Source organism: Sphingobium sp. RSMS, from assembly GCF_005406185.4.
In the GTDB taxonomy this organism is placed as follows: domain Bacteria; phylum Pseudomonadota; class Alphaproteobacteria; order Sphingomonadales; family Sphingomonadaceae; genus Sphingobium; species Sphingobium fuliginis.
Genome location: NZ_CM191258.1, coordinates 769,596 through 792,707, shown reverse-complemented (window position 1 = coordinate 792,707; position 23,112 = coordinate 769,596). Strand labels below are relative to the sequence as shown.

Annotated in this window: 17 protein-coding genes; 5 read left to right on the top strand and 12 right to left on the bottom strand. The window is 67.0% G+C overall.

All coding sequences use genetic code 11. The annotated features are described in order from the left end of the window. Positions 1-38: 38 nt before the first annotated feature. The 10 genes from EGM87_RS21515 to EGM87_RS21470 form a co-directional block, all read right to left on the bottom strand. Positions 39-2,018, bottom strand: a complete 1,980-nt coding sequence (locus EGM87_RS21515) for a hybrid sensor histidine kinase/response regulator (RefSeq protein ID WP_137708871.1) — start codon at positions 2,016-2,018, stop codon at positions 39-41. Continuing rightward, positions 2,011-2,649 (bottom strand): chemotaxis protein CheX, encoded by a 639-nt coding sequence (locus EGM87_RS21510; protein ID WP_025549510.1) that lies wholly within the window; start codon positions 2,647-2,649, stop codon positions 2,011-2,013. The genes EGM87_RS21515 and EGM87_RS21510 overlap by 8 nt, the downstream gene beginning before the upstream one ends. Beyond that, positions 2,646-3,029 carry a response regulator gene (locus tag EGM87_RS21505; protein ID WP_025549511.1) on the bottom strand — a complete coding sequence of 128 codons (384 nt, stop codon included), beginning with the start codon at positions 3,027-3,029 and terminating at the stop codon, positions 2,646-2,648. Before EGM87_RS21505 ends, EGM87_RS21510 begins: the two co-directional genes overlap by 4 nt. A gap of 81 nt (positions 3,030-3,110) precedes the next feature. Then, positions 3,111-3,356, bottom strand: a complete 246-nt coding sequence (locus EGM87_RS21500) for a hypothetical protein (RefSeq protein WP_044661096.1) — start codon at positions 3,354-3,356, stop codon at positions 3,111-3,113. After that, positions 3,353-5,302: a chemotaxis protein CheA gene (locus tag EGM87_RS21495; protein ID WP_137708872.1), complete on the bottom strand. Its 1,950-nt coding sequence runs from the start codon at positions 5,300-5,302 to the stop codon at positions 3,353-3,355. Before EGM87_RS21495 ends, EGM87_RS21500 begins: the two co-directional genes overlap by 4 nt. After that, positions 5,302-6,138, bottom strand: coding sequence for a CheR family methyltransferase (locus EGM87_RS21490; RefSeq protein WP_044661098.1), 837 nt, complete (start codon positions 6,136-6,138; stop codon positions 5,302-5,304). Before EGM87_RS21490 ends, EGM87_RS21495 begins: the two co-directional genes overlap by 1 nt. After that, positions 6,135-7,280, bottom strand: a complete 1,146-nt coding sequence (gene cheB / locus EGM87_RS21485) for a chemotaxis-specific protein-glutamate methyltransferase CheB (RefSeq protein ID WP_044661099.1) — start codon at positions 7,278-7,280, stop codon at positions 6,135-6,137. The genes EGM87_RS21490 and cheB overlap by 4 nt, the downstream gene beginning before the upstream one ends. Next, positions 7,277-8,683 carry a chemotaxis protein CheW gene (locus EGM87_RS21480; protein WP_137708873.1) on the bottom strand — a complete coding sequence of 469 codons (1,407 nt, stop codon included), beginning with the start codon at positions 8,681-8,683 and terminating at the stop codon, positions 7,277-7,279. The genes cheB and EGM87_RS21480 overlap by 4 nt, the downstream gene beginning before the upstream one ends. Continuing rightward, complete coding sequence (locus EGM87_RS21475) at positions 8,680-10,644, bottom strand: methyl-accepting chemotaxis protein (protein ID WP_044661101.1); 1,965 nt, start codon at positions 10,642-10,644, stop codon at positions 8,680-8,682. The genes EGM87_RS21480 and EGM87_RS21475 overlap by 4 nt, the downstream gene beginning before the upstream one ends. 120 nt (positions 10,645-10,764) lie before the next feature. Continuing rightward, on the bottom strand, positions 10,765-11,688 hold the full coding sequence (locus EGM87_RS21470; protein ID WP_025547710.1) for a LysR family transcriptional regulator: 924 nt from the start codon (positions 11,686-11,688) through the stop codon (positions 10,765-10,767). A gap of 300 nt (positions 11,689-11,988) precedes the next feature. On the opposite strand from EGM87_RS21470, the gene EGM87_RS21465 reads away from it, so the two are divergent. The 3 genes from EGM87_RS21465 to EGM87_RS21455 are packed head-to-tail and all read left to right on the top strand — an operon-like array spanning position 11,989 to position 12,673. Then, complete coding sequence (locus EGM87_RS21465; protein WP_044661102.1) at positions 11,989-12,255, top strand: DUF2171 domain-containing protein; 267 nt, start codon at positions 11,989-11,991, stop codon at positions 12,253-12,255. Positions 12,256-12,281: 26 nt separating this feature from the next. Further along, positions 12,282-12,467: a hypothetical protein gene (locus EGM87_RS21460; RefSeq protein WP_044661103.1), complete on the top strand. Its 186-nt coding sequence runs from the start codon at positions 12,282-12,284 to the stop codon at positions 12,465-12,467. Next, entirely contained in the window at positions 12,467-12,673 is a 207-nt protein-coding gene (locus EGM87_RS21455) for a hypervirulence associated TUDOR domain-containing protein (RefSeq protein ID WP_044662960.1), read from the top strand. The genes EGM87_RS21460 and EGM87_RS21455 overlap by 1 nt, the downstream gene beginning before the upstream one ends. Before the next feature lie 17 nt (positions 12,674-12,690). On the opposite strand, the gene EGM87_RS21450 is transcribed toward EGM87_RS21455, so the two are convergent. Both EGM87_RS21450 and EGM87_RS21445 read right to left on the bottom strand, forming a co-directional pair. Further along, positions 12,691-14,568, bottom strand: coding sequence for a gamma-glutamyltransferase family protein (locus tag EGM87_RS21450; RefSeq protein ID WP_025547705.1), 1,878 nt, complete (start codon positions 14,566-14,568; stop codon positions 12,691-12,693). 74 nt (positions 14,569-14,642) lie between these two features. Further along, positions 14,643-17,765: a TonB-dependent receptor domain-containing protein gene (locus EGM87_RS21445; protein ID WP_171009941.1), complete on the bottom strand. Its 3,123-nt coding sequence runs from the start codon at positions 17,763-17,765 to the stop codon at positions 14,643-14,645. Between the two features lie 452 nt (positions 17,766-18,217). Between EGM87_RS21445 and EGM87_RS21440 the strand changes: the two genes are divergently transcribed. Together EGM87_RS21440 and EGM87_RS21435 are read left to right on the top strand one after the other, a co-directional pair. After that, positions 18,218-20,092 (top strand): gamma-glutamyltransferase family protein, encoded by a 1,875-nt coding sequence (locus EGM87_RS21440; protein WP_044661104.1) that lies wholly within the window; start codon positions 18,218-18,220, stop codon positions 20,090-20,092. A 12-nt stretch (positions 20,093-20,104) separates the two neighbouring features. Beyond that, positions 20,105-23,053 carry an amidohydrolase family protein gene (locus tag EGM87_RS21435; RefSeq protein WP_137708875.1) on the top strand — a complete coding sequence of 983 codons (2,949 nt, stop codon included), beginning with the start codon at positions 20,105-20,107 and terminating at the stop codon, positions 23,051-23,053. The last annotated feature ends 59 nt before the right edge of the window (positions 23,054-23,112 follow it).

Below are 23,112 nucleotides of genomic sequence, written 5' to 3'. Positions count from 1 at the left end.
CCACCGACGACCTGCGCCCGCGTTCGACGCAGCGCGTCCTAGCCCTTGTCGATGATCTCGCGTACCCGTTCCGCCAGGCTGCGGAAGGTGAAGGGCTTGGCCAGCAGTTCGACGCCGCTGTCCAGCCGTCCGTCGCGCATGATCGCATCCCTGGGATAACCCGATGTGTAGAGGATGCGCAGCCTGGGCTGCCGGGCGCGGGCCGCGGCGGCGAGTTCGCTGCCCGACATGCGGGGCATGACGACGTCCGTGATCAGCAGCTTGATCGGCTGGTCCTGCTTGTCCAGCAGGGCAAGGGCGGAGGCACCGTCATGCGCCTCCACCACCCGATAACCCAGCTCGCGCAGCGTTCCCACCGTATAGGCGCGAACATCGTCGTCATCTTCGACAACCAGGATCGTTTCCGACGCGCTGCCGAAGGGTTCGCGCTCGTCCATCGCATCGGCGGGCGGTTCCGCGCTCTGGACGCTGCGCATCAGCAGCAGCGTCACGGTCGTGCCTTCCCCCAATGCCGAGTCGATCAGCACGCTGCCGCCGGATTGCTTGGCGAAGCCATAGACCATGGACAGGCCAAGGCCCGTGCCCTTCCCGACCTCCTTGGTGGTGAAGAAGGGATCGAACACCTTGGTCAGGGTGTCTGCGTCCATGCCGGTGCCGTTGTCGCTTACCGTGATCGCCACATAATCGCCGGGACTGACATGGCTTTCGTCGCTCTGGTGCGCGGCGACCTGCCGATTGCCCGCCGCGATGGTCAGCGATCCGCCCTGCGGCATGGCGTCGCGGGCGTTCACGGCCAGGTTGAGGATCGCATTTTCAAGCTGGTGCGGATCGGCCTCTATGGTCCAGACGTCGTCCGGCGCCTCGATGGCGATGGCGACCACTTCGGTGATGGTGCGGGTGAGCAGGTCCGACATGCCGGCCAGCAGGCGGGGCACCTCCACGGCACGGGGGTCGAGCGGCTGCCGGCGGGAGAAGGCAAGCAGGCGCTGGGTCAGCGCCGCTGCCCGTTCCGCACCGCGCATGGCATTGTCCAGCGCGCGGCCCACCCTGGGATCGGCCGAATTGTCGAGCCGCCGCAGCGCCATGTCGACGCTGCCGGTGATGATGGTCAGCAGATTGTTGAAATCATGCGCGATGCCGCCGGTAAGCTGGCCGACGGCCTCCATCTTCTGCGCCTGGCGGAGCGCATCCTCCGCCCGCAGGCGTTCGTCTATCTCCTGCGCGACGCGCTGCTCCAGCGTGTCGTTCAATTCGCGCAGCCGCGTTTCCTGAAGCTTCGCATCGGTCACGTCATAGATGACGCCCAGCAGCCGGTAACCGCTACCCTCGCTGTCGCGCATCGCCTCGCCACGGCGGGCGATCCAGCGGTCTGCGCCATCGTCGCTGCGGCGGATGCGGAACACGCTGTCGATGCTGGCAGGTTCCGCACCGTCTTCGGGTATCAACGGCTCCTCGTCCTCGCACACGACCGCGTTGATCGTCCTGACCGGCAGCCGGTCGGCGGGGTGGAGGCCGAGCAGCCGGCAGAATTCGCTGGAGACCGACACTGTCGCGAAGCCGTCCCGATATTCGAACGTGCCGATCCCGCCGGCGCTCTGCGCGATGCGGAGCCGCTCCTCCGTGCGCTTGCGGTCGGTCACATCGACCAGCAGCCCGGTGAAACGTATCGGCTCGTCCTGATCGTCGAGCTGGCTCCGGCCCCGGCCGTGCATCCATAATATCGCACCGTCCGGAGCGATGATGCGGAATTCCTTGGAGAAGAATTCGGAGCCCGCCAGCATGCCAGCGACCGCGATGCGGATGCGGGCGCGATCCTCCGGATGGATGGCGCGGAAGAAGGCGGCGGTCGGCAATGGCTGGTCGGCGGCATCGGCGCCCAATCCGTACAGCTCGGCAAAACGGGCATCGACGGTCAGCCGGTCCCGGACGATGTCCCAGTCCCAGGCGCCGCTGGCCCCCGCCGCCGCGAGCACGGCGCGCAATTGATCCGCGTTTCCGATGATCGCTTCGTCAGCCATCCTCGCCCACGATGCGCGAGATGAACTCGTCGAGCAACTGCTTGAGCGTCGCGAGCGAAGGAATGTCCATCAGCATCGCGATATAGCCGCGAATGTCGCGCTGGCGCACCGCAAAGTCGATGTAGAGAAAGAGGACCAGCCCTTCCGACCCTGTCGTTTCGTCGATTTCGAACAGGGTCGCGCCATTGCCCCGCAGCACTTCGGGGATGGTCATGGACAGCGACCGCTTGAGCATGTTGGCCATGGTCGCAAGGCAGCTGTTGAGGATGATGTTGCCCGTCTCGGCCAGCGCCTCCTGCTCCATCTCGACCGCTTCCTCGGCCGAAAGGGCGCCGCCCGTCACCGCCCGAACCAGCTCCAGGCTGTTCGTTTCGGGGAAGATCAGCAAGGCCCGCCCGCAAAAGGGGCCCGAAAAATCCTGCCGCACCGCGATCAGGTCGACCACTTCGCGCTCGCTGATCAGGCGGGCGGCGCGGCGCTGGCTCACGACCTCCACCGAAGGGACGGACAGGACGACCTGGTCCCCGATCATCTTCCTCAAGGAAGAGGCGGCGCGGCTCACGCCGATATTCACGATCTCGGTCAGGGCGTCCTGTTCGAGTTCGCTCAGCGCGACGTGGCCCGTTATCATTCCTGGCTGGACCTCAGCTTGAGCGCAGCGCCGGTCAGGAAGCCGGCAAGGCCCTCGCTGGTGACGGGCTTGGCGATGAAGGCGGCGCCGATCGCCCGCGCCTGCGCGATGATCTCGTCCTGGATGTTGGCGGTGATGATCGCGATCGGCATGTCCGGCCTCAAAGCGCGTATCTCACCTGCAAGTTCCAGCCCATCCTGTTCGGTCATGTTGAAATCGATGAGAGCGACTTCGATCCGCTCCTTGCCCAGCAGTTCCAGCGCCTGCGCCCCGCTGCCGGCCTCGATTTTCTGCCAGTCGGGCTGAAGTTCCGCCAATGCCTTTCCCGCGACGATCCGCGCGAGTTTGCTGTCGTCCACGATCAACACGGTAACGGGCATTCATGACTCCACTCAATCTCGACCCGGTCGGGCCTTCAGCTTCTTCTATAGAAAGGAACCGCAACCGCAGATATGAAATTGTTACACCTTGATCCGCATTGGCGATGCAAAGGCGATTTCCCGCAGGAACGCGCTTTCGGGCGGGCCGATGACGGGCCGGCCGGCGGCGAGGACCAACTGCACCACGGCAAGATGCGCCCGCGCCAGCCCGGCAATGTCGATCCTGTGATGGGGATGCTCCAGCAGCGCGGCCAGCAGCGGTTCGGCGTCCTCCACCGTCGCAGCGCCAGAGAGGATGATCCGGTCCTCCTCCACGACCACGCTCATGCCACCAGCTCCGGCAGGTCCAGCACCAGCAGCACGCTGCCGTCGGACATCATCGCCGTACCCGCCACGGCGGGCATGGCGGCCAGCAATCCCGTGCTTTCGCGCACGACGGCGTCGAACCGCTCCCCAAAGGCAGCCACGCGCAGCGCGGTGCGGCAGGGTCCGGCATCGGTCACCACCAGCCGGGCAAGCGCGCCGCTCGTGGGTTCCAGCCCCAGCAGCGCCGCCAGGTCCAGAACGGGCACGGTCCTGTCCCGCAATATGCAGGCATGCGCCTGACCGACCGGCTGGACCGCGCTGGCGTCGATCCGCGCGGTTTCAACGATCTGATCCAGCCTGACGCCGAGCTGACGGTCCCCCGCCGCGACGACCAGAAGCGGAGTCGTGATCGCATTGGCCGGCAGGCGCAGGGTGATGCGCGTGCCCCGGCCGACATCGCTCTGGATCGCGATGGTCCCCGCCAGCCGTTCGACCGCCGCCCGCACGGCGTCCATGCCGACACCCCGGCCCGACAGCATGGTCGCGCTTTCGGCGGTGGAAAAACCGGGGAGGAAGACGATATGCAAGGCTTCCGCGTCGCTGAGCGCGGCCGCCGCCTCGCCGCTCATCAGGCCCTTGGCGACGGCTGCCGCCCGCATCGCCTGCGGATCGATCCCGCGCCCGTCATCGGTCAGAACGATGGAGATATGGCCGCCATCCTGCCGGACGGCAAGCCCGATCCGCCCTTCGGCGGGTTTCCCGCTGGCCACCCTCTGCCCGGCCGGCTCCAGCCCGTGGTCGACGGCGTTGCGCACCAGATGGAGCAGGGGTTCGAACAACTGGTCGGCCAGTTGCTTGTCGACCTGCGCCGTCTCCCCCTCGATGGTGAAGCGGATCGCCTTGTCCACCATGGCCGCGGCCTCCCGCGCCAGCCGCGGCAGGCGGCGCAGCACGGGTTCGAGCGACACCAGCCTCACCTGCGCGACCGAGCGCTGGAGCTGTCCGGCGACGCGGGCGATCTCGTCCTCCGCGGCACGGAGTTCGGCGGCGAGCAGCGGATCGATGGCGCGCAGGCGGGCCGCTATCGGTTGCAGCGCACGGATCGCGACGGCAAGTTCGCCGCTCTGGTCGGCCAGCCGGTCGAGCCGGGCCGCCTCGACCCTGAGCGTGGCCGCAAGTTCGGCGGCATAGGGGGCAGAATCGCTTGCCGCTGGCGACGGATTGAACGGCGCGACCGCAATCTGATCGGGCGCCAGCCGGAACGCGGCGCGCACCTGCGCTTCGTCGGCGGCGCTCAACCCCTCTATGGCGGCCATGCAGCGGAACGGCTCGCAGGTGGCGAGGTCCGGCCAGGCATCGCCGGCGGGCAATATGGCGATGCCCAGCAATTGAGGCACATTCTCGACCATGGACAGCGGGTCCTCGCCCCGGAAGAAGCAGTCGGGATCGGGGGTATAGCGGAAGGCCGTTCTCGCCCGGCCGGGGTCGACCATGGCCAGTTCGGCGCGGCTGCGCAGGGCGGCGATCCAGTCCTGATCAGCCGCGACCCGCGGTGAGACAGGCAGGGGAAGGTCAGCTTCACCGGTTTCCCCGTCCCCTGCGATCAGGGCGATCAGGCGGTCCGAAAGGCCGGTGGCGTCGGCGTCCAGCGAAGCGGCGCCCTCCATGGCGTCGATCCAGCGGTCGGTCTGGTCGATCGCCTGCATCAACAGGTCGAGCATGGCTTCGTCCAGCGCCCCGTCGCCTTTCCTCGCGCCTTCGAGTCGGGCCTCTGCGACGTGGAGCAGCCGTTCCGCCGGTGCCATGTCGAACAGGGCGACCGACCCCTTGAGCGTATGGGTGGCGCGGAACAGCCGGTCGAGCGCCGGGCGATCCCGTGCGTCGCGGCCAAGCGCTACCAGGGCGGCATGCGCATCCGCCACCAGATCGCGTCCTTCGAGCAGGAATTGTTGAAGCAGCTCGTCCATCAGCGCCGACGATAGACGATTGCTTGGCGCAAGCGAACCAGATCGAAGCGCTCGTCGATCCGGGCCATGGATTCGCTATGGCCGAGCAGGAGATAGCCGCCGGGAAGAAGCGCCTCGTGCAGATGCCGGGCGGCGGCGATGCGCGATTCGTCGTCGAAATAAATGAGCAGGTTGCGGCAAAGCACGATGTCGAAGCGGCCCTGGCTCGCCACCGAAGCCGCGTCGTTCAGGTTCGCCTGGGTGAAGAGCACGGATTCGCGCAGGTCCTGGACGATCCGTCGGCGGTGCTGATGCTCGCGTTCGAAATAGGCCGCGAGCATGTCCGCCGGCAGCCGGGCGAGGGCGCGCGCGCCATATTGGCCGTCCCGCGCGGCATCGAGCGCGTGGGTGTCGATGTCCGACCCGACGATCTCGACATGATAGGCGTCGACCAGCGGCCATCGCTCCAGCAGCCAGAGCGCGATCGAATAGGCTTCCTCCCCGGTCGAGCAGGGAAGGGACCAGATGCGGATCAGGTCGCCGGGCCGCTTTTCCGCGGCGATCCTGGGCAGGATCTCGTCCGCCAGCGCGGTGAGCTGATGCTCCTCCCGGAAGAAATAGGTCTCGTTGATGGTGACGGCGTTGATCAGCATCTGCCGCTCGTGCGCATCGCGCTCCAGCAGCAGGAGGTAGCGGGCGATGTCGGTTGTCGCGGTCCGGTCCATGCGGTGCGCGACCCGGCGTTCGAGGTAGAAGCGCTTCTTCTCGTCGAACTTCATGCCGGTCAGGCGGTAGAGCAGCGCCGTCAGCCGCGTCAGCGACGATCCCGCAAGCAGCGTTTCGGGCGCCTGCGTCATCCCTGCGCCCAGGCGAGGAGCTGCGCCGCCAGTTCTTCCAGCGGCAGGACCAGATCGGCGCCGCCCGCGGCGACGAGCGCGCCGGGCATGCCCCAGACGACGGAGCTTGCCTCGTCCTGCGCCAGCACATGGCCGCCGTCCCGGTGGAGGGCGGCCATCGCCTCCGCCCCGTCATGCCCCATGCCTGTCATCAGCACGGCGACCAGCGCCCCTGGCGGGAACAGCACGCGCGCGCTTTCGACCAGCCGGTCCGCGCTGGGATGCCATAGCCGATCCGCCCGCATCGGGGCGGCCAGTATCTGGGGCACGCCATCCCGGCGGGAGAAGATCAGGTCCGCGTCTCCCCGCCCGATATAGGCGGTGCCGGGGCGAAGGGGGCGGGGCTGCCGCACCTCCTCCACCGCGATGGCGCATCCCCGGTCGAGGCGGCGGGCCAGCGGCCCGGTGAAGCTGGACGGCATGTGCTGGGCGATGACGATGGGCCAGGGGAAGTCGGCAGGCAGCGGACCGAGCAGCGCGTCCAGCGCCGACGGCCCACCGGTGGAGACGCCCACCAGCACCGCCTCTATCCCTGAAAGCGCCTCGGCTTTCCCGTGCGAAGGAAGGCGGGCGGGCCGCCTGCGGGGTGGAATGGCTGTCGCGGCCTGTCTGGGCATGGACGGGCGGATGGGAGCAGCGGAGCCGCCCGCAAGGCGCGTGGCGGCGGCGCGCCGCCGGACCCGCTCGGTCAGCCGGGCGCTGCGCGGGATGCGGGCGCTGGCGGCCTCGCGGACCTTGGCGACAAGCGTGGCCGCGATTCCTTCGATCTCGATCGACAGCGGTCCCCGCGGCTTGGGAATGAAATCGACCGCGCCCAGCGCCAGCGCTTCCAGCGTCTCGTCCGCCCCGGCTTCGGTGAGGGAGGACAGCATGACGACCGGTGTGGGCCGCTCGACCATGATGCGGTCCAGGCAGGCGAGTCCGTCCATTCCGGGCATGTGAATGTCCAGCGTCACGACATCGGGCTGGAACGCGCTGAGCTGTGCCAGGGCTTCGTCGGCGTTGCGGGCCGTGCCTGTCTCGAAATCCCCGGCTTCGGCGAAGATTTCGGTCAGAAGCTGCCGCATCAATGGGCTGTCGTCGACGATCAGCAGTCGGATCATGGCGCTGGCGTCGGCTGGCGGCGGGCGATTTCGGCCATAAGGGCTTGCTCGGCTGAAGAAAGCAACGCTGCCGGCTGGACGACGAGCAGCGTTCTGCCGCCACCGTCCGAAGCGTGCAGCACCTCTCCGAAAATCCCGTCGGCCAGCGCATCGGGAAGGGGTGCGGGAACGAGCATGCTGCGTTCGACGGCAAGGACGGTGCGCGCTTCGTCGACCAGAAAGCCGACGCGCCGGCCGTCGGTGCGCAGCACGATCAGCCGTCGCCGCGCTCCGCTGGCCGGGGAACCCGTCAGGCGCATGACTTGATCGACCACCGAGAGCGGTTCGCCGCCAGCCGCCGCCAGACCCGCCAGCCACGGCGGCGCACCGGGCAGCGTGGTCAGCCGCTCCGGCGGCCCCATCACCTTGTCGATGGCCCCGACCGGCAGGGCAAGGTCATGGGGACCGATGCGGACGAGCAGCAGGGACATCCGCTCGCTGGAGGGGGAGGATGCAGGCGCGGCTTTGCCGCTTCGCTGATCCTTCGTCACCGGCAGGCGCGCGGCGGGATCACGCAGCAGTTCGTCGACCGCCAGGATCGACACCAGCCGGCCGCCGCCCTCCGGACGGCAAATGGCGCTGATCCGCGCCTCGCCTTCCGTCCGCAACAGGGCGGTGGGCAGGCTGTCGATCCGCCCGGGCGACACGCGCAAAAGTCCTTCAACATGATCGACCAGCAGTCCCAGATTCTGCCCGCCGAGCGCCACCACGACGATGCGGCGGCGGGCACGGTCCGTCTCCGCCCCATCATCGCCGGAAAGGCCCAGCAGCGCCGGGAGCGACAGCACGCCCAGCGACCGGTCGCGCCACCGGATCGTCCCCACCACGGCTGCATCCGCGCCGGGGAGCAGCGCCACGTCGCGGGGCATGCGCAGCACTTGCGCAACCTCCTCCAGGGGCAGGGCGAAGCTCTGATCGCCTATCGCCACGCGCAGCAGCGCCAGCCGGTCGTCCCGCATGGCGTGCCGGACAGGTCGTGCCATGGCCCCGCCTGCGCTGGCGCGTCGCGCACTCGCGCGCAGGGGAAAGGCCTGTGCGATCCATTGGTCGAGGGGGAAATCCTCGATCCTGCCCGCCTCGTCCCCGTCGGACCTTTCCACCGCATCGATGGCCAGGGCGATGGGATCGCTGCCCCCCAGCACCAGCAAATGGCGCGCCGCGCCCAGCGCTTCGCCGCCGGTCATCGCGGCCGGGGAAAGCACCGCGATCGTCTCTCCCCGCACATTGCCCAGCCCCAGCAGACCCGGCGGCGCCAGTGGAACCGGCGTCAGCCGCGGCAATCGGGCGAGTTCGCGCACGCGGCCCGCCGCCACGGCATAGCGCCTGTCACCGGCACGGAAGACGAGCCGGTCGCCCGCCGTCATGCGCCGGACTCTCCGCTGTTGAGCGAGGCGGCGAGAGAGGCGATGTCTTCAATGGCCGCAGCCAGCATTTCCGCGCTCTGCGCCTGCTGGTGAGCGGCAGCGCCCGCCTCCCGCGCTGCTTCGGCCGCCAGTTCGGCCGCCTTGGCGATCTGCTCGCAGCCGCTTCGCACCTCTCGCGCGGCGTGCTGTATCGCCTCCGCGCCATCGAGGATCACGCCATTGTCGGCGCGGGTCGCGTTCAGCTCCGCAGCCATGCCGGCGAAGCGGGCAAGCAGCGCTTCGTTGCGCGTCGTTTCCGTCTCCCCCGCCGCGGCGATCTGGTCGAGCGTGCGCTGCGCGATCTGAATGCCTTCCTGGATGGCGCGCACGACATCCTTGCCTTCTTCGGCATTGGCGGCCAGGCTGCGCGCCAGTTTCCGAATGTCGGCCGTGACGGTCGTGAAGCCTTCGCCCGCTTCGCCGGACCGGGTCGCCTCCACCGCGCCGCTCACCCCCAGCATGTTGGTCTGCAGCGCGCCGAGCGCCAGCGTGTCGGCCACCTTCTCCGCCCGCCGCGCCGTTTCGTTCAGCCTGCCGAGCAGGTCCAGCACGGCGCGCGTGTCTTCGACGGCGGCGCCCACGCCGTCGATCAGGCCGGTCAGTTTCGCGCTTCCTTCCCCGACCGTCGCGACCAGCCCGTCCAGGCTTTCGACCGCGCCGGCCGCCCTGTCCTTTGCAATGGTGGCGCTGGTTTCGATCTGCCCCATGGCGGCGCTGGCCTGCAATGTGGCGGCGCTTTGAAGCTGTGCGCCGCGCGCAATCTGCTCGATGGCGATCTGGATCTGGCTGGATGCGCCCGACAGCTCCTGCACCGTGGCGGATAATTGTTCGGCGGCCACGGCGATCTGCTCGACCTCCTGCGAACCGGCCCGTTCCGTCCCCAGCGCGCCGCTCAGCGCCGCCAGCGCTTCCGCCGTCTGCTGGCTCTGCTCCAGCGAGGCGGCCTGCTGCTCTATCGCCTGCTGCGCCTCGGCCGCGGCGGCGGACTGTTCCTCCGCGGCGCTAGCGACCTGCTCGGCCCCGCGTTCCGATTCCGTGGCGGCGACCTCGGCCTGGAGGGCGGCGGCGGCGATCTCCTGCGCGCCGCCCAGAACGGTGGCGAGGGCGTCCCGCGCTTCTTCCAGGGCTGTGCTGACATGGCTGCCGCTCCGCGCCTCCCCGCTGGCGCGTTCGCTGGCCGCGCGGACCCGCGCCGCAATCGCGCGGACCTCCGCGACGATGCCCGTCGCAATCGCGCGGATGTCGGTCGCGCTGGCCTCCGACGCTTCGGCCAGTTCGCGAACCTCGTCGGCAACGATGCCGAAGCCCCTGCCGCTGTCCCCGGCGCGGGTCGCCTCGATCGACGCGTTCAGCGCCAGCATGCCGGTCTGTTCGGCCAGGTCGCCCATGGCGTCGCCCACCGCGCCGATGCGGCCGGCGGCCAGTTCCAACTGCTCTATCACCGTGACCGAGCCAAGCTGGCGGCGGGCGTTCAACTCTATCGCCGCGACGGAAGCATCGATCTGTTCGGAGATTTCCTTGAACGACGCCTCCAGCCTTTCGGTCTGGCTGCGCGATGCGGCGGCGCGGATGCTCGCTTCCCGAAAATTGGCGCGCAGATGGCCGACGAGGCCGAGCGACTCCTGCGCGGCGCTGGCCGCCTCCTCCGCGCCGCTCGCCATCTGCTCGACATTGCGCTGGAGTTCGGCCGCGGCGGACGCCGATTCCCCCAACCCGCTGGCGAGTTCCTGCGTCGCCTGGTCGAGCCGCTCGACCGCAGTCAGGGGCTTGCGCCTGCGTCCCGGCCGTGCAGGGAGCCGTTTGGGCGGGCTGGACCCGATGGGGGCCACGGACTTGTCCATTGCCGGCCTGTCGTCAGGAGAGGATGCGACCGATCTGCCACGGCCAGCCTTGCCGAGCGCAGCCTTTTTCACCAGGGCCATGGGTAACTCTCTTCCTCGCTTCGATTTCCTACCCGCATAAGCGAGGCGGAAGGCGCACGCCATATCTCCGTGAAAAATGGCAGGGGTGGACTGGCGGAACCGCCGTTTCGCGCAGCCCGCTCAGGATTCCTCGCTCAGCGCGGCGGGCACGTCATAGCCCCACTCCGCATATTTGCGGGCGACGACCGATGTCATCAGCGCGAGTTCGGGGGAGCGGTCGCCGGGACGATGGCTCAAGATGATGGGGGACGTGGCGGGTTCGGCCAGTTCGCGAAAGGCGACGTCGTGGCTGCGCGCCCGCCGGACTGATTCGGGAACGATCGCCATGCCTTCCTCCGCCGCGACGAGGCCGATGGCGATCTGAAGCTCGCGCGCTTCATGGACGATGCGCGGCTCAATCGCCTGGTCGCGGAACAGGGAAATCACTTGATCGGCATAGCTGGGGCGGGGCGCGCGGGGATAGACGATCTGCGGTTCGTCCGCCAGTTCGCGCAGCGAAATCGGCCCTTCGCCGCTTGCCAGGGGATGGTCGATCGGAAAGGCGGCGACCAGCTTTTCATCGCGCAGGATGATGCGGCGCACGCCCGGGTCCTCGAACCGGATGCGGCCGAACCCGACATCGATCCGCCCTTCCTTCAGCGCGGCGATCTGGTCCAGCGTGGTGCTTTCCACCATGACCAGTTCGACATTGTCGGCGACCTTGCGGAACGCGCGGATCAATTCGGGCAGCCGCGCATAGATGGTCGAGGCGACGAAGCCGATCACCAGCCGCCGCCGCCGGCTGGTCGCCGCCGCCTTCACCATCGCCTCCACATCTTCCATGCGGCTCAGCACCTGCACCGCCTGCGCATGCAGCAGGCGCCCCACGCCGGTCAGCCGCAGCGGACGGCTGGCGCGGTCCAGCAGGGGCGCGCCGACATGCGCCTCCAGCTGCTGGATCGCGCGCGACAGCGGCGGCTGCGCGATGTGCAGCCGTTCCGCCGCGCGGTTGAAATTGCCCTCGTCCGCCACGGCCACGAAGTAGCGCAGAAGGCGCATGTCCAACATGATGATACCTCCGGAGTATGACTTTCCGGCCGCGTCGACCTTGAACCGCCGACGGCCGGGCAGACGGCCTTGCCTGAAACCGTAAGCTTTCAGGAGATTCGTCGCAATGTCCGCATCGGGACCGGGACGATACTTTCGTCGTCGATCGGCCGCGCCGAAGGCATGCGGCCCGGTGCCGGGCCCATCTGGGCAGAGGGGCGCTTTTGCGTGAAGTCGTGGCTCCGGCGCGCCAGTCGGCGGCGCCCGGCGCATCTCTCGCGCGGCTCCATGCGTTCAGGGCGGAAGAAGGAGACGGACATGGCAGAGCTGAGTGCAATCAAGGAACATATGGACATCATCGGCGCCGACGGCGTGCACATCGGCACGGTCGACAAGGTGGAAGGCGACCGGATCAAGATGGTCAAGGCCGACAGCGGATCGCATGGGGACCATCATCATTTCATTGCCGGCGGGCTGGTCGCCGCGGTGGAAGGGAACCAGGTCAGGCTTTCGGCGTCGGGTTCCGCAGCGGTTCTCCTGGAGGAGGAGGAAGGCGGCGAAGCGATCATGGACGACGGCAACTGACCCAGGCCGTAGAGCGGAGGATCGTCATGGCTGCGGATGCGCAAAGCGATCATAGGGCCGAGGTCGGGAACATGACCGATGAGGAACTGATCGACAGCTGGGAAACGGCCTCGGACAAGGAGACGGAGAATCTGTCCCCCTTCCTTCAGGCCGTGGTCGAGGAAATGGATCGGCGCAAGATCGCCTTCTCCGTCGATCCGGGAGGCGCATGATGGCGGGCACCTTCAGGAAAGGCGATCCCGTGACGTGGAAAAGCCATGGCGGACAGGCCCATGGCAAGGTGGTGAAGAAGGTCACCGAAACCACGCGGATCAAGGGCCACAAGGTGGCCGCCACGCCGGGCAATCCCGAATTCATCGTGGAAACGGACGAGGGCAAGCGGGCTGCGCACAAGCCCGATGCCCTCAGGAAGCGGTAAGCGCCCCGCGGGTCGCCTCAATAACCGACCGCATAGCCCATGCGGCGGGGGTCCGCCCCGCCCATGCGCGCGCCCGATGGATCGACCGCTATGCCCTGGACGCTGCCGATCGCATAGGGGCCGACCTTCTCGATCCGGTGGCCCATGGCGGTCAGCCCTTGCAGCACCGGATCGGCAAAGCGGCCCTCCGCCTGCACGGTAATGGCAGCGCCGGGCCTGTAGAAATTCGGATCGGCATCGAGCGCGAAGCGCGGCGCCTCTATGGCTGCCTGGATCGGCATGCCGCGATCGACCATGTTCACCAGGAACTGGAATTGTGTCTGGCCGATCGTTTCGCCGCCGGGCGATCCGAACACCAGGTGCAGCCGGCCCTTGTCCAGAACGATGGTGGGGCCGTTGCCCAAAAGCGCGATCCTGCCCGGCGCGACCTTGTTCGGGTGCCCGTCATAGGGTGCGGTGGACCCCAGCCTCAACCCGTTGTTGAAGAGGATGCCCGTATCGCCCATCACCAGAAAAGTGCCGAAGCCGCCGCCAATGGTGGTCGTGACGGCGATGGCGTTGCCGTCCGCGTCGACGGCGGACAGGCTGGTCGTGTCGCCCCCTCGCGTGCGGTCGTCGCCCCGCGCCGCGAAGCGCGGCCGCGCCTGTTCCAGCGCCGCCCGGTCGAAGGCGGCGGCATCGCCCCCCTCCGGATAGAGACCCGCCCGGGCGGGATCGATCAGCCTGCGCCGTTCCGCCGCGAAACGCTTGGAGAGCAGGCCCTCGACCGGCGTCTGGGCGAAGCGGGGATCGGCGGCGTAGCGATAGACATCCGCCTTGGCGACCTTGATCGCCTCGATCAGCAGATGAGTGAGCTGCGGCCCCTCGGCGGGCAGGGCGGCCAGGTCGAAACCCTCGACCAGATTGAGCTGCTCGCACAGTTCCAGCCCGGTGCGGGAGGTCAGCGGACTGCTATAGACGTCCAGCCCGCGATAATGGGTGCTGACCGGATCGCTCCAGCGCGGCTGATAGGCCTTGAGATCGTCGAGGCGCAGCCAGCCGCCGGTTTCGGTCGAAAAGCGCGCAAATTCCTGCGCGATGGGGCCTGAGTAGAAATAGTCATAGGCGGCTTGCAGGGCACGATCCCGGTCCGCGCCGCCCTTCAGCGCCTTCGTCTCGGCATCGGCCAGCGCTTGCAGCGTGCGGGCGAGATTGGGATTGCGGAAGATCGAGCGGGCCGCAGGCGGCTGTCCATCCGGCAGGAACAGGGCGGCGCTGGTCGGATAGAGGCTCAGCGTCTTTTGCGCCCGGCCGATGAACAGGGCGATGGACGGGTCGAGCGGGTGGCCGTCGCGGGCATAGCCGATCGCCGGCTCCAGCAATGTGGCGAGCGGCAACCTGCCGAATCGCCGGGCAAGCGCGATCCAGCCGCCAAAGGCTCCGGGCACCGTCAACGCCTTCGGGCCATGGTCCAGCGCCTTGGGATCGACCTGCGGGTCGAGCAGGCGCGGCGCGCCGCCGGTGAAGGCGAGCGAGTGGACCTTGCCCGCCTTGCGGTCGAGGCAGGTGGCGAAGCCGTTGCCGCCCGCGCTCGATGCCCAGGGTTCGACGACATTCATCACCGCCATGGCGGCCACCACCGCGTCGGCCGCGCTGCCGCCCTGCATCAGCATGCGGGTTCCGGCCATGGCGGCCAGCGGATGACCGGCGGTGACGCCGCCATGCGGCATCGGCACTTCGACACGGTGCGCCGCGACGCTCGTTCCGCCGGAGCGGGGCGCGTCGGGGGCGCGGGCGCCCGATTGCGCGCGGGCGGCGGATGGAAGGCCCGTGAGCGCCAGTCCCGCAAGCCCGGCGGCCAGCAATTCTCGACGGTCGAGCGCTTCCGGGCGCCGGGGCTTATCGGGAGCGGACATGGGTCAACCTTCGATCCTGGGGGCAAGGGAAAAGGGGATGCGGCGCCGGGAGCATGGCGCCGCATCCCGCCGCATCAGAAGGATTTCTTGATGCTGGTGTACCAGTAGCGCGCCTGCGGCTGGTAGAGGTTCGACAGATAGCCGCCCGACGCCAATGGCGGGTCCTTGTCGAAGATGTTGCGCGCGCCGATCTGGATGCTCGTGTCGTTGAGCGGCCCGCCATTTTTGAACGTATATTGGGCATAGAGATTGACGGTCGTCTGTCCCTTCACGATCCAGGGATTGGTCGAGCCATCGCGTACCGCATTCTCATATACGCTGTCGATGAACTGCGTATAGGCGCCGATCTTGACCGGCCCCAGCGTCCAGTCGAGCGTCGCCGCGATCCGCCAGCGCGGCTGGCCGTCGCGGCCCACCACGTCGCCGCCGCCCTGGATCGGCACGCCCGCATTGACCAGGCCCGCGGAGCGCCCGTCGATCACCGCCGTCACCCCTGCCGGAGCATCGACATAATAGCTGATCAGGCGCGATGCGTTGACGTTGAGGGAGAAGGTGCCGATCGATGCGGTCGGCAGCAGATAGTCGAGGTTGAAGTCGATGCCCTGCACCGTCACCGGCAGCAGGTTCTCGAAATTGGCGACCACATAGAGCAGCTCGCCCACCGGGGCGAGTCCGGTGCCCGCCACCAGCGCCACGTCGTCCGCCGTGGGATCGCGGCGCACGACATTGGGATTGCTGCTGCCCTGCACGCGCCGCAGATAATCGAGGTTGAGGCCGTTCTGATAGTCGAGCAGGCCGACCACATTCTTCTGCTTGATGCGCCAGCGGTCGACGGTGAACGTCACCTTGCCCCAGCCGTCGCCCAGCGGCGGGGAAATGACCGCGCCAAAGCTCCAGCTTTCCGATTCCTCCGGCTTCAGATTGGGATTGCCGCCGCTGCGCCGCAGGACGGAGATGCTGCGGTTGCACTGGGAGAAGTTGGCAATCCGCCCGGCGCGCAGGTCCGCTTCGCAGAGCACATAGTCGATGCCGGTGTTCACGCGGTCCAGCGTGGAGGTATTGATCACCTCAAGGTTCGGGGCGCGGAAGCCCTGCGACCAGGAACCGCGCAACCGCATGCCCTGAAGCAGTTCCCAGCTTCCCGCGATCTTCGGCTTCGCGACCGATCCGACGTCGCTATAGTCTTCATAACGTCCGGCGATCTGGAAATCGAGGCTGCGGAAGAAGGGAACCTCCATTTCCGGACTGAAGATCGGGATGGCGAGTTCCGCATAGGCGGACTTCACGTTGCGCTTGCCGCGCACGTCGGGGCTGGGACTGGCGCCGCCCAGGTCGGAACCGTAGAAGATGCCGGTGACGGCATCGGTATAGGTGGTGTCGACCCCGCGAATGCCGCCCTGATAGGGGGAACGATTGTCATGATAGGTTTCGCGGCGATATTCGACGCCTGCCGCGATGCCGATGCTGTTGTCCGCCCACAGGCCCAGCAGATGGGCGTTGGAAATCTTGAAGTCCCACAGGGCCAGCGACGTGCGTGTCTTGCGCGTCGCCTTGATGCGGAAGCTGTCGATGGTCGCGTCGCTGTTGGGCGTGCAGTCGCCGATGGACGGCGCGTCGACGCAACCGCCGTTGAAGGGGTTGTAGGCGTCGGGCGTCGTGCGGTTGATCGCGGCCTGCAGCAAAGTGTTGGAGAAGTTCTCCTGCGTATCCGCGGCGGTGGCCCATGTATAGAGGCCGGCCGTATCCCAGTCCCAATTGCCGATATTACCCTTCAGGCCACCCAGGAAGCGATATTGATAATTGGTCACCTCCACGCTGCGCGACCCGACATCGACATAGCTGAGGGACGTGATCTGGACGGGCAGGCCCGTCGCCGGAACGACGGCGGTGCTGAGCCCGGGCAGGCGGTTGGGGGAACCGATGGGCCCAAGCGGATTCCAATAGGCGTTGGCGGCGACGGTGATCGGGATGTTCGCCAGCGAACCCGGCGCGCCGATGATCGCTTCCGTCTTGCCGCGATAGAAGCCCGCTTCGCCATAGAGGGTCAGGTTGTCGGTCAGGTCGAAATGCCCGTTGGCGAACAGGTTGATGCGCTTGACCGAAGGCTGGGTGGTGAGGTCGTCGAACGTCGCCGGCGAATTGAAGCGCAGGTTGGAATCGACGTTCGCCATTTCCGTCGCGCCGTTGCCGTCATCATAGCATGTGCCGGTGGTGCCCGACGGGATGCGGCATCCGCTGTTGGTGCTCGGTTGGATGTGGAACTGGCTGGAACTGTTGGTGAAGGCGACGCCGTTGCTGGTGATCGTCCGGTTGAGGAAGGTGCCGTTGGCGGCGGGGCTGAGCGCGCGGAACGTGCCCCAGGGCGTGCTGGTGCTGGTGCCGTTGAACGCGGAGACGCCGGCGAAGCTGGTGCCCGCCACATAGCCGCGCCGGTCGACATTGGCGGTATAATCCTGATCGCTGAGATAAAGCTTGGACTTCTGCGCATAGCCGGCGAACAGGGTGATGTTGCCGCGTCCTTCGCTGAAATCCTTGCCGATCAGGCCGTTGACGGTGAACTCGCGAAGATTGGTACCTTCCGCTCCGCCATATTGCGCGTCGAACTTGGCGCCGTTGAAATCGGAATTGAGGACATTGTTGACGACGCCGGCAACAGCATCCGAACCGTAGAGAGCCGCCGCGCCGTCGCGCAGCACTTCGACGCGCGCTATGTTGCCGACGGGAATTGTGTTGGCGTTATAGCCGAAAGTCGGGACGCCGGAATCGATGACGCCGGTGATGGCCTGTGACGTGGGGTGCAGCACGGTGCGGCGGCCGTTGATCAGCAGCAGCGTGTTGCCCTGGCCCAGGCCGCGCAGCGATACGGTGGAAACGTCGCCGCGCGCCGCGTTCGCATTGCCGCCGCCCAGCACCTGTTCGTTGAAGGTCACGCCGCCCAATTGCGGGATGGACCGGAAAAGATCGGCGCCGGACACTGCGGCCACCGCTTCGATCTGCTGTTCGCCCACCACGCTGACGGGCAGCGCGCCGGTCGTGTTCGCGCCCCTGATCTGGGTGCCGATGACGACGATCTCGGCGTCTGCTCCGCTGTCCTGCGGAGCGGTGTCGGCTGCTGTCTGCGCGTGAAGCGCCCCTGCCGTCAATGCCCAAAGGCTGGCTCCCGCCAGCGTCGAAATGCTGTTCCTACTCACCCTCATCTTGCTGTTCCCCTGTGATGAAGCCCGTCCGCCGATCCCTTCGGCGGACGGGCTTTGCGCGGTTCAGCTATCGGGCAGGTGCGCGCCGATGAATCCCGTGCACGACAGGCGGTTGTTCTTATATATTGGGAATTGGCCCAGACTGTGCATTCGCGGATCCCCCGATAGCTGGAGTTCCGGCATCATCCCCTGTGGACCATGTTGTTTCCGGCCCCACGCCGGCAGCATGCATTGACGGACGAAACGCCCACTATCGCATCCGTTCGGGAGAGTAGAACTGATCAGAACATGATTTCCGCCATGGCCGGATGAATATTTTTAAAATTCCATGAAATTTCCTGAAGCATAGTGGAAAGCGGGATCATTCTCGTTACAGGGAAACGACCGGCAAGGCAGATGCCTGCTTTCCCTCGGGTAGCGCTGACTATGCCGATTACAGGGGATCTTCGTTCATGACCGATACTGCAGGGCAGGGATTGAGCCGTCGCGACTTCGCGGCATTGGCTGTGGGGGGCGTCGCCCTGGCCCAGACGGGAGCCTCCGCGCAGGACGCGGCGCCCGCCGCCAGGGCGCCGCTGGAGCCGACCCGGCTGGTGAGCGCCGGCGAAACGCTGCGGCCGGAGATCGTCGGCAATTTCGGCATCGTCGCCGCCGGGCGTCATTATGCGGTGGCGGCGGGGACGCGCATATTGATGGCGGGCGGCAATGCGACGGACGCGGGCGTCGCGGCGGTGTTCGCGGCCGCCGTGACGGAGATTTCGCATTTCGGCTTCGGCGGCGAAGCGCCGACCATCATCTACGACGCGAAGGCGAAGAAGGTTTCGCTGGTGAACGGGCAGGGCGTCGCGCCCATGCTCGCCACGCCGGACAGGTTCGCCAGGGCGGGCGTCATCCCCGGCAACGGCCCCAATGGCGGCACGGTGCCCGCCATGGTCGACGCCATGGCACTGGCCTTGCAGCTCAACGGCACGATGACGCTCGATCAGGTTCTGCAACCCGCCATCGAACTGGCCGACGGTTTCGTCATGTATAACTTCCTGGCCGAAGTCTTCGCCAGCCAGAAGAAGGCGACGTCCAAGTGGAAGGACGCCTATGACACCTATTATCCGGGTGGGGCCTTGCCGAAAGTGGGCGAGATATTCCGCCAGCCCAATCTGGCGAAGACCATTCGCATCATCGCGGAAGCGGACCGGGCGGCCTATAAGAAGACGAAGGACCGCAAGGCCGCGATCCAGGCCGGGCGCGACGCCTTCTACAAGGGCGACATCGCCCGGCGGATCGGCGCGGCGATGGAGCGCGACGGCGGACTGATGCGCTATGAAGACCTCGCCGCCTATAAGGGCAAGGTCGAAACCCCGACGATGACCAGCGTCTTCGGCTATGAAGTCTATAAGGGCGGTTTCTGGAGCCAGGGCCCGGCCATGCTGATGGCGCTCAACATTGCGGAGGCGGCGGGCATCGCGTCGATGGAGCCGGGGTCCGCGCCCTATCTCCACATCGTCGCGGAATCGATCAAGCTCGCCTTCGACGACCGCAACGCCTTTTTCGGAGACCCGGATTTCGCGACCGTGCCGATGAAGGGCCTCTTGTCCAAGGCCTATGCCGCAGAGCGCGCGAAGCAGATCGGGCCGAAGGCTTCGCTGGAGCATCGCTATGGTGACCCCTGGGCGTTCGAGGGCAAGGCTCGGACAACGCCCGCCTTTACGCCGCATATGCTGAAGGCCCCGCCGCGCCCGACCGCCGACACCACCGCCATCGAAGTGGTCGACAAGGACGGCAATCTGTTCAGCGCCACGCCCAGTTCGGGCTGGTTGCTGGGCGGCGCCTATATCGCGGGTGACACTGGCGTGCCGATGAGCAACCGCTTGACCGTCTTCGACCTCGACCCCGAAAGCCCCAATGTGCTCGTCCCTGGCAAGCGTCCGCGCACGACGCTCTCGCCCTCCATGGTGCTGAAGAACGGCGCGCCCTATCTGGCCATCGGCACGCCGGGCGGCGACAATCAGGACCAGCAGATCATGAACGTGCTGCTGCGCGTGCTGGCCTTCGACCAGCCGCTCCAGGCCGCGATCGAGGCGCCGCGCATCAACAGCAACCATTTCCACGCCTCCTTCGCGATCAAGAAGGATGAACCGGGCGTGCTGGAGATCGAGAATCGCGTGCCGCAATCGGTCCGCGACGATCTGGCCGCGCGCGGGCACAAGCTCGACGTGCTAGGGCCGTTCGCCGTCTCCACCGGCATCGTCGCGGCGGGCGTCGTGCCTGGCAGCGGCACCTTGCGCGGCGGGGCGGACGTGCGCCGCGAACGCTATGTCTTTGGTTGGTAAGAGGGCGCGTACATGAAGTCTCCGCTGAAGCTGTTTTCCATCGCCCTGCTTTCGGCCTGCGCCGTGCAGGCCTATGCCCAGCCCGCCAATCTGCCCCCGCCGGGTGGGGAAAAGCCCATCGCCTTCGACGTGCATGAGGGCACCTCCATGGCCGTCTCCGTATCGCCGGACGGCAAATGGCTGGCGGTGGACCTTCAGGGAAGCCTCTGGATCATCCCCGCCAGGGGTGGCAAGGCGAAGCGCATCACCGACTATTTCAACGATGCGCGCCAGCCGGTCTGGTCGCCCGACGGATCGCGCCTCGCCTATTTCGCCTATCGCGACGGCGGCTACGATCTCTGGACGATCAAGCCCGACGGCAGCGACATGCGCAAGCTGACGCTGGGCGCGTGGGATGATCGCGAACCGGCCTGGTCGCCCGATGGGAAGACCATCGCCTTCTCCTCCGACCGCAGCGGCAATTACGACATCTGGACGCTGGACGTCGCCAGCGGGGCGGTGAAGCAGATCAGCAGCAGTCCGCGCGAGGACCGGATGCCGAGCTGGTCGCCCGATGGCGCGAGGATCGCCTATGCGGGGATAGAGGGCAGCAGGACGGCGCTCTATTCGACCGCCTTGACGGACGGCAAGGAAAGCCTGCTCAAGCAGGTCGAGGGCAGGGTGGATGCGCCCTCCTTCGGCCCCGGCGGCGAACTCGCCTATGTAGTGCAGGACGCGAAGGGCAGCCACCTGGAGGTCGATGGCAAGGCCGTCAGCGGGACCGAGAATGTCTTTCCCTTCCGCATAAGCTGGGGGAGGGGCGGCTATTATTACGTCTCGGACGGCAAGATCAGGCACCGGAGCGGCGGACGCCTCTCCACCGTCGATTTCGCCGCCACGCTGGAGGTGGTGAAGCCCAGCTATGCGCGGGCGAAGCGCGACTGGGATTCCACCGCGCCGCGCAAGGCGCTGGGCATCGTCCATCCCACCATTTCGCCCGACGGCAGCCGCATCGCCTTCGTGGCGCTGGGCGATCTCTACCTTATGTCCTCCAAGGGCGGCGTGCCGGAGAACCTCACCAAGGACGCCGCGCTGGACGCCGATCCCGCATGGTCGCCTGACGGGCAGAGCATCGTCTATACCTCCGACAAGGGCGGCGGCTTGCCGCAACTGTGGATACGCGATCTCAGGACCGGCAAGGACCGCAAGCTCACCGACATGGACACCCAGCCGCTTGGCGCAACCTGGTCGCATGACGGCGGGCGCATCGCCTTCCTCGACGTCGACGGGCGCTGGGGCGTCGCGGGCGTCTGCGTCGTCGACGTGGCGAGCGGGAAGGTGACGCGGCTTCAGGCATCGCTCGGCCAGCCGGGCAGCCCCACCTGGTCGGCGGACGGCAAATATGTCGCCATCGCGCTCTCCTACAAATATTCGAACAGCTTCCGTGAGGGCACCAACCAGATCTACGTCATCCCCGCCGATGGCAAGGGCGAGCCCTTCTGGCAGGTGCCGCAGGACAATGCCGGAACCGACACGCGGGGCGGCGGCGGTCCCGCCTGGTCGCCTGACGGCACGAAGATGGCGGCGATCTACGAAGGCCTGCTCAAGATCTGGCCCGTCGCCGCCGACGGCAAGCCGATGGGTCCGCCGCGCAGCTACACCTCCGAAATCTCCTATTTCCCGACCTGGACCGCTGACAGCCGCACCATCCTCTACCAGTCGTCGGACAAGCTGAAGGCGATCGATACCGAAACCGGCGTGATCCGGGAGATTCCGGTCGACCTCAGCTACCGCCTCGCCAATCCGACCGGGCGGATGGTGATCCACGTCAGCAATCTGGTCGACTCCGTCCGCGACGAGACCCAGCATGACAAGGACATCGTGATCGAGGGCAACCGCATCGCCGCGATCCGCGATCATGATCCGGCGCTGCATCAGGCGGAGCATTTTGTCGACGGCACCGGCCTGACCGCCATTCCCGGCCTGATCGAGCATCACGCCCATCTGCAAAAGGATTTCGGCTCCAATCTGGAACGCGCATGGCTCGCCTACGGCATCACCACCGTGCGCGATCCGGGCAATCAGGTCTATGACGCGATAGAGGACCGGGAGGCAGCCGAAGCGGGCGTGCGCATCAGCCCGCGCCTCTATGTCAACGGGCCGCTGTTCGAATGGCAGCGCGTCTATTACAAGATGGGCGTCGCCGTTTCCGGCCCGGCCCATCTGGAGCGGGAGCTGGAGCGCGCCCGCATCCTGAAATATGACATATTGAAAAGCTATGTCCGCATGCCCGACATCTACCAGCGGCGCATCGTGGAGGCGGCGCACCAGATGGGCGTGCCGGTCACCGGCCATGAAATCTTCCCCGCCGCCTATACAGGCGTCGACGCGACCGAGCATCTGGGCGCCACCAGCCGCCGCGGTTATTCGCCCAAGCAGGGGCCGATGGGCATGGCCTATGAAGATGTGATCCAGCTTTTCGGCAGGAGCGGCCGGACGCTGACACCCACCAATTTCGGCGCCCTGACCAATTATCTGGAGAAGAACCCGTCCTATCGCGACGATCCGCGCATCAACCTCTATCCGCTCTGGGCGCGCAAGACGGTGACGGAAAGCGATCCGATGGCGGCGCTGTTGCGGCCGATGATGGCGGGCAGCCTGACCAGCCTGAAGAAGATGTTCGATGCCGGCACGCTGGTCGCGGCGGGCACCGACACGATGATCGCGACCAACCTGCATGCGGAGCTTTCCTCCTATGTGGATGCGGGGCTGACGCCCTTCCAGGCCTTGCAGACGGCGACGGTCAATTCGGCCAAGTCGCTCAACCTGGACGCGGGGACGCTGGAGGCTGGCAAGCTGGCGGACATTACCCTCCTCGCGGGCGATCCGCGGGAGAATATCGCGAACACTTTCAATGTGAGGAAGGTGATCGCCAACGGAAAATATTATGACGTCGCAGAACTTGTTTCCGGCGGGCAATGATACCGCAACATAGGCATGGAGGATTTTCCTTCCCGCCTCGTTCATCGGGATACAGGCAT

Coding starts and splice junctions, on each gene's coding strand:
- EGM87_RS21515 (WP_137708871.1), bottom strand. CDS start 2,018: ATGGCTGACGAAGCGATCATCGGAAACGCGGATCAATTGCGCGCCGTG.
- EGM87_RS21510 (WP_025549510.1), bottom strand. CDS start 2,649: ATGATAACGGGCCACGTCGCGCTGAGCGAACTCGAACAGGACGCCCTG.
- EGM87_RS21505 (WP_025549511.1), bottom strand. CDS start 3,029: ATGCCCGTTACCGTGTTGATCGTGGACGACAGCAAACTCGCGCGGATC.
- EGM87_RS21500 (WP_044661096.1), bottom strand. CDS start 3,356: ATGAGCGTGGTCGTGGAGGAGGACCGGATCATCCTCTCTGGCGCTGCG.
- EGM87_RS21495 (WP_137708872.1), bottom strand. CDS start 5,302: ATGGACGAGCTGCTTCAACAATTCCTGCTCGAAGGACGCGATCTGGTG.
- EGM87_RS21490 (WP_044661098.1), bottom strand. CDS start 6,138: ATGACGCAGGCGCCCGAAACGCTGCTTGCGGGATCGTCGCTGACGCGG.
- cheB (WP_044661099.1), bottom strand. CDS start 7,280: ATGATCCGACTGCTGATCGTCGACGACAGCCCATTGATGCGGCAGCTT.
- EGM87_RS21480 (WP_137708873.1), bottom strand. CDS start 8,683: ATGACGGCGGGCGACCGGCTCGTCTTCCGTGCCGGTGACAGGCGCTAT.
- EGM87_RS21475 (WP_044661101.1), bottom strand. CDS start 10,644: ATGGCCCTGGTGAAAAAGGCTGCGCTCGGCAAGGCTGGCCGTGGCAGA.
- EGM87_RS21465 (WP_044661102.1), top strand. CDS start 11,989: ATGGCAGAGCTGAGTGCAATCAAGGAACATATGGACATCATCGGCGCC.
- EGM87_RS21460 (WP_044661103.1), top strand. CDS start 12,282: ATGGCTGCGGATGCGCAAAGCGATCATAGGGCCGAGGTCGGGAACATG.
- EGM87_RS21455 (WP_044662960.1), top strand. CDS start 12,467: ATGGCGGGCACCTTCAGGAAAGGCGATCCCGTGACGTGGAAAAGCCAT.
- EGM87_RS21450 (WP_025547705.1), bottom strand. CDS start 14,568: ATGTCCGCTCCCGATAAGCCCCGGCGCCCGGAAGCGCTCGACCGTCGA.
- EGM87_RS21445 (WP_171009941.1), bottom strand. CDS start 17,765: ATGAGGGTGAGTAGGAACAGCATTTCGACGCTGGCGGGAGCCAGCCTT.
- EGM87_RS21440 (WP_044661104.1), top strand. CDS start 18,218: ATGACCGATACTGCAGGGCAGGGATTGAGCCGTCGCGACTTCGCGGCA.
- EGM87_RS21435 (WP_137708875.1), top strand. CDS start 20,105: ATGAAGTCTCCGCTGAAGCTGTTTTCCATCGCCCTGCTTTCGGCCTGC.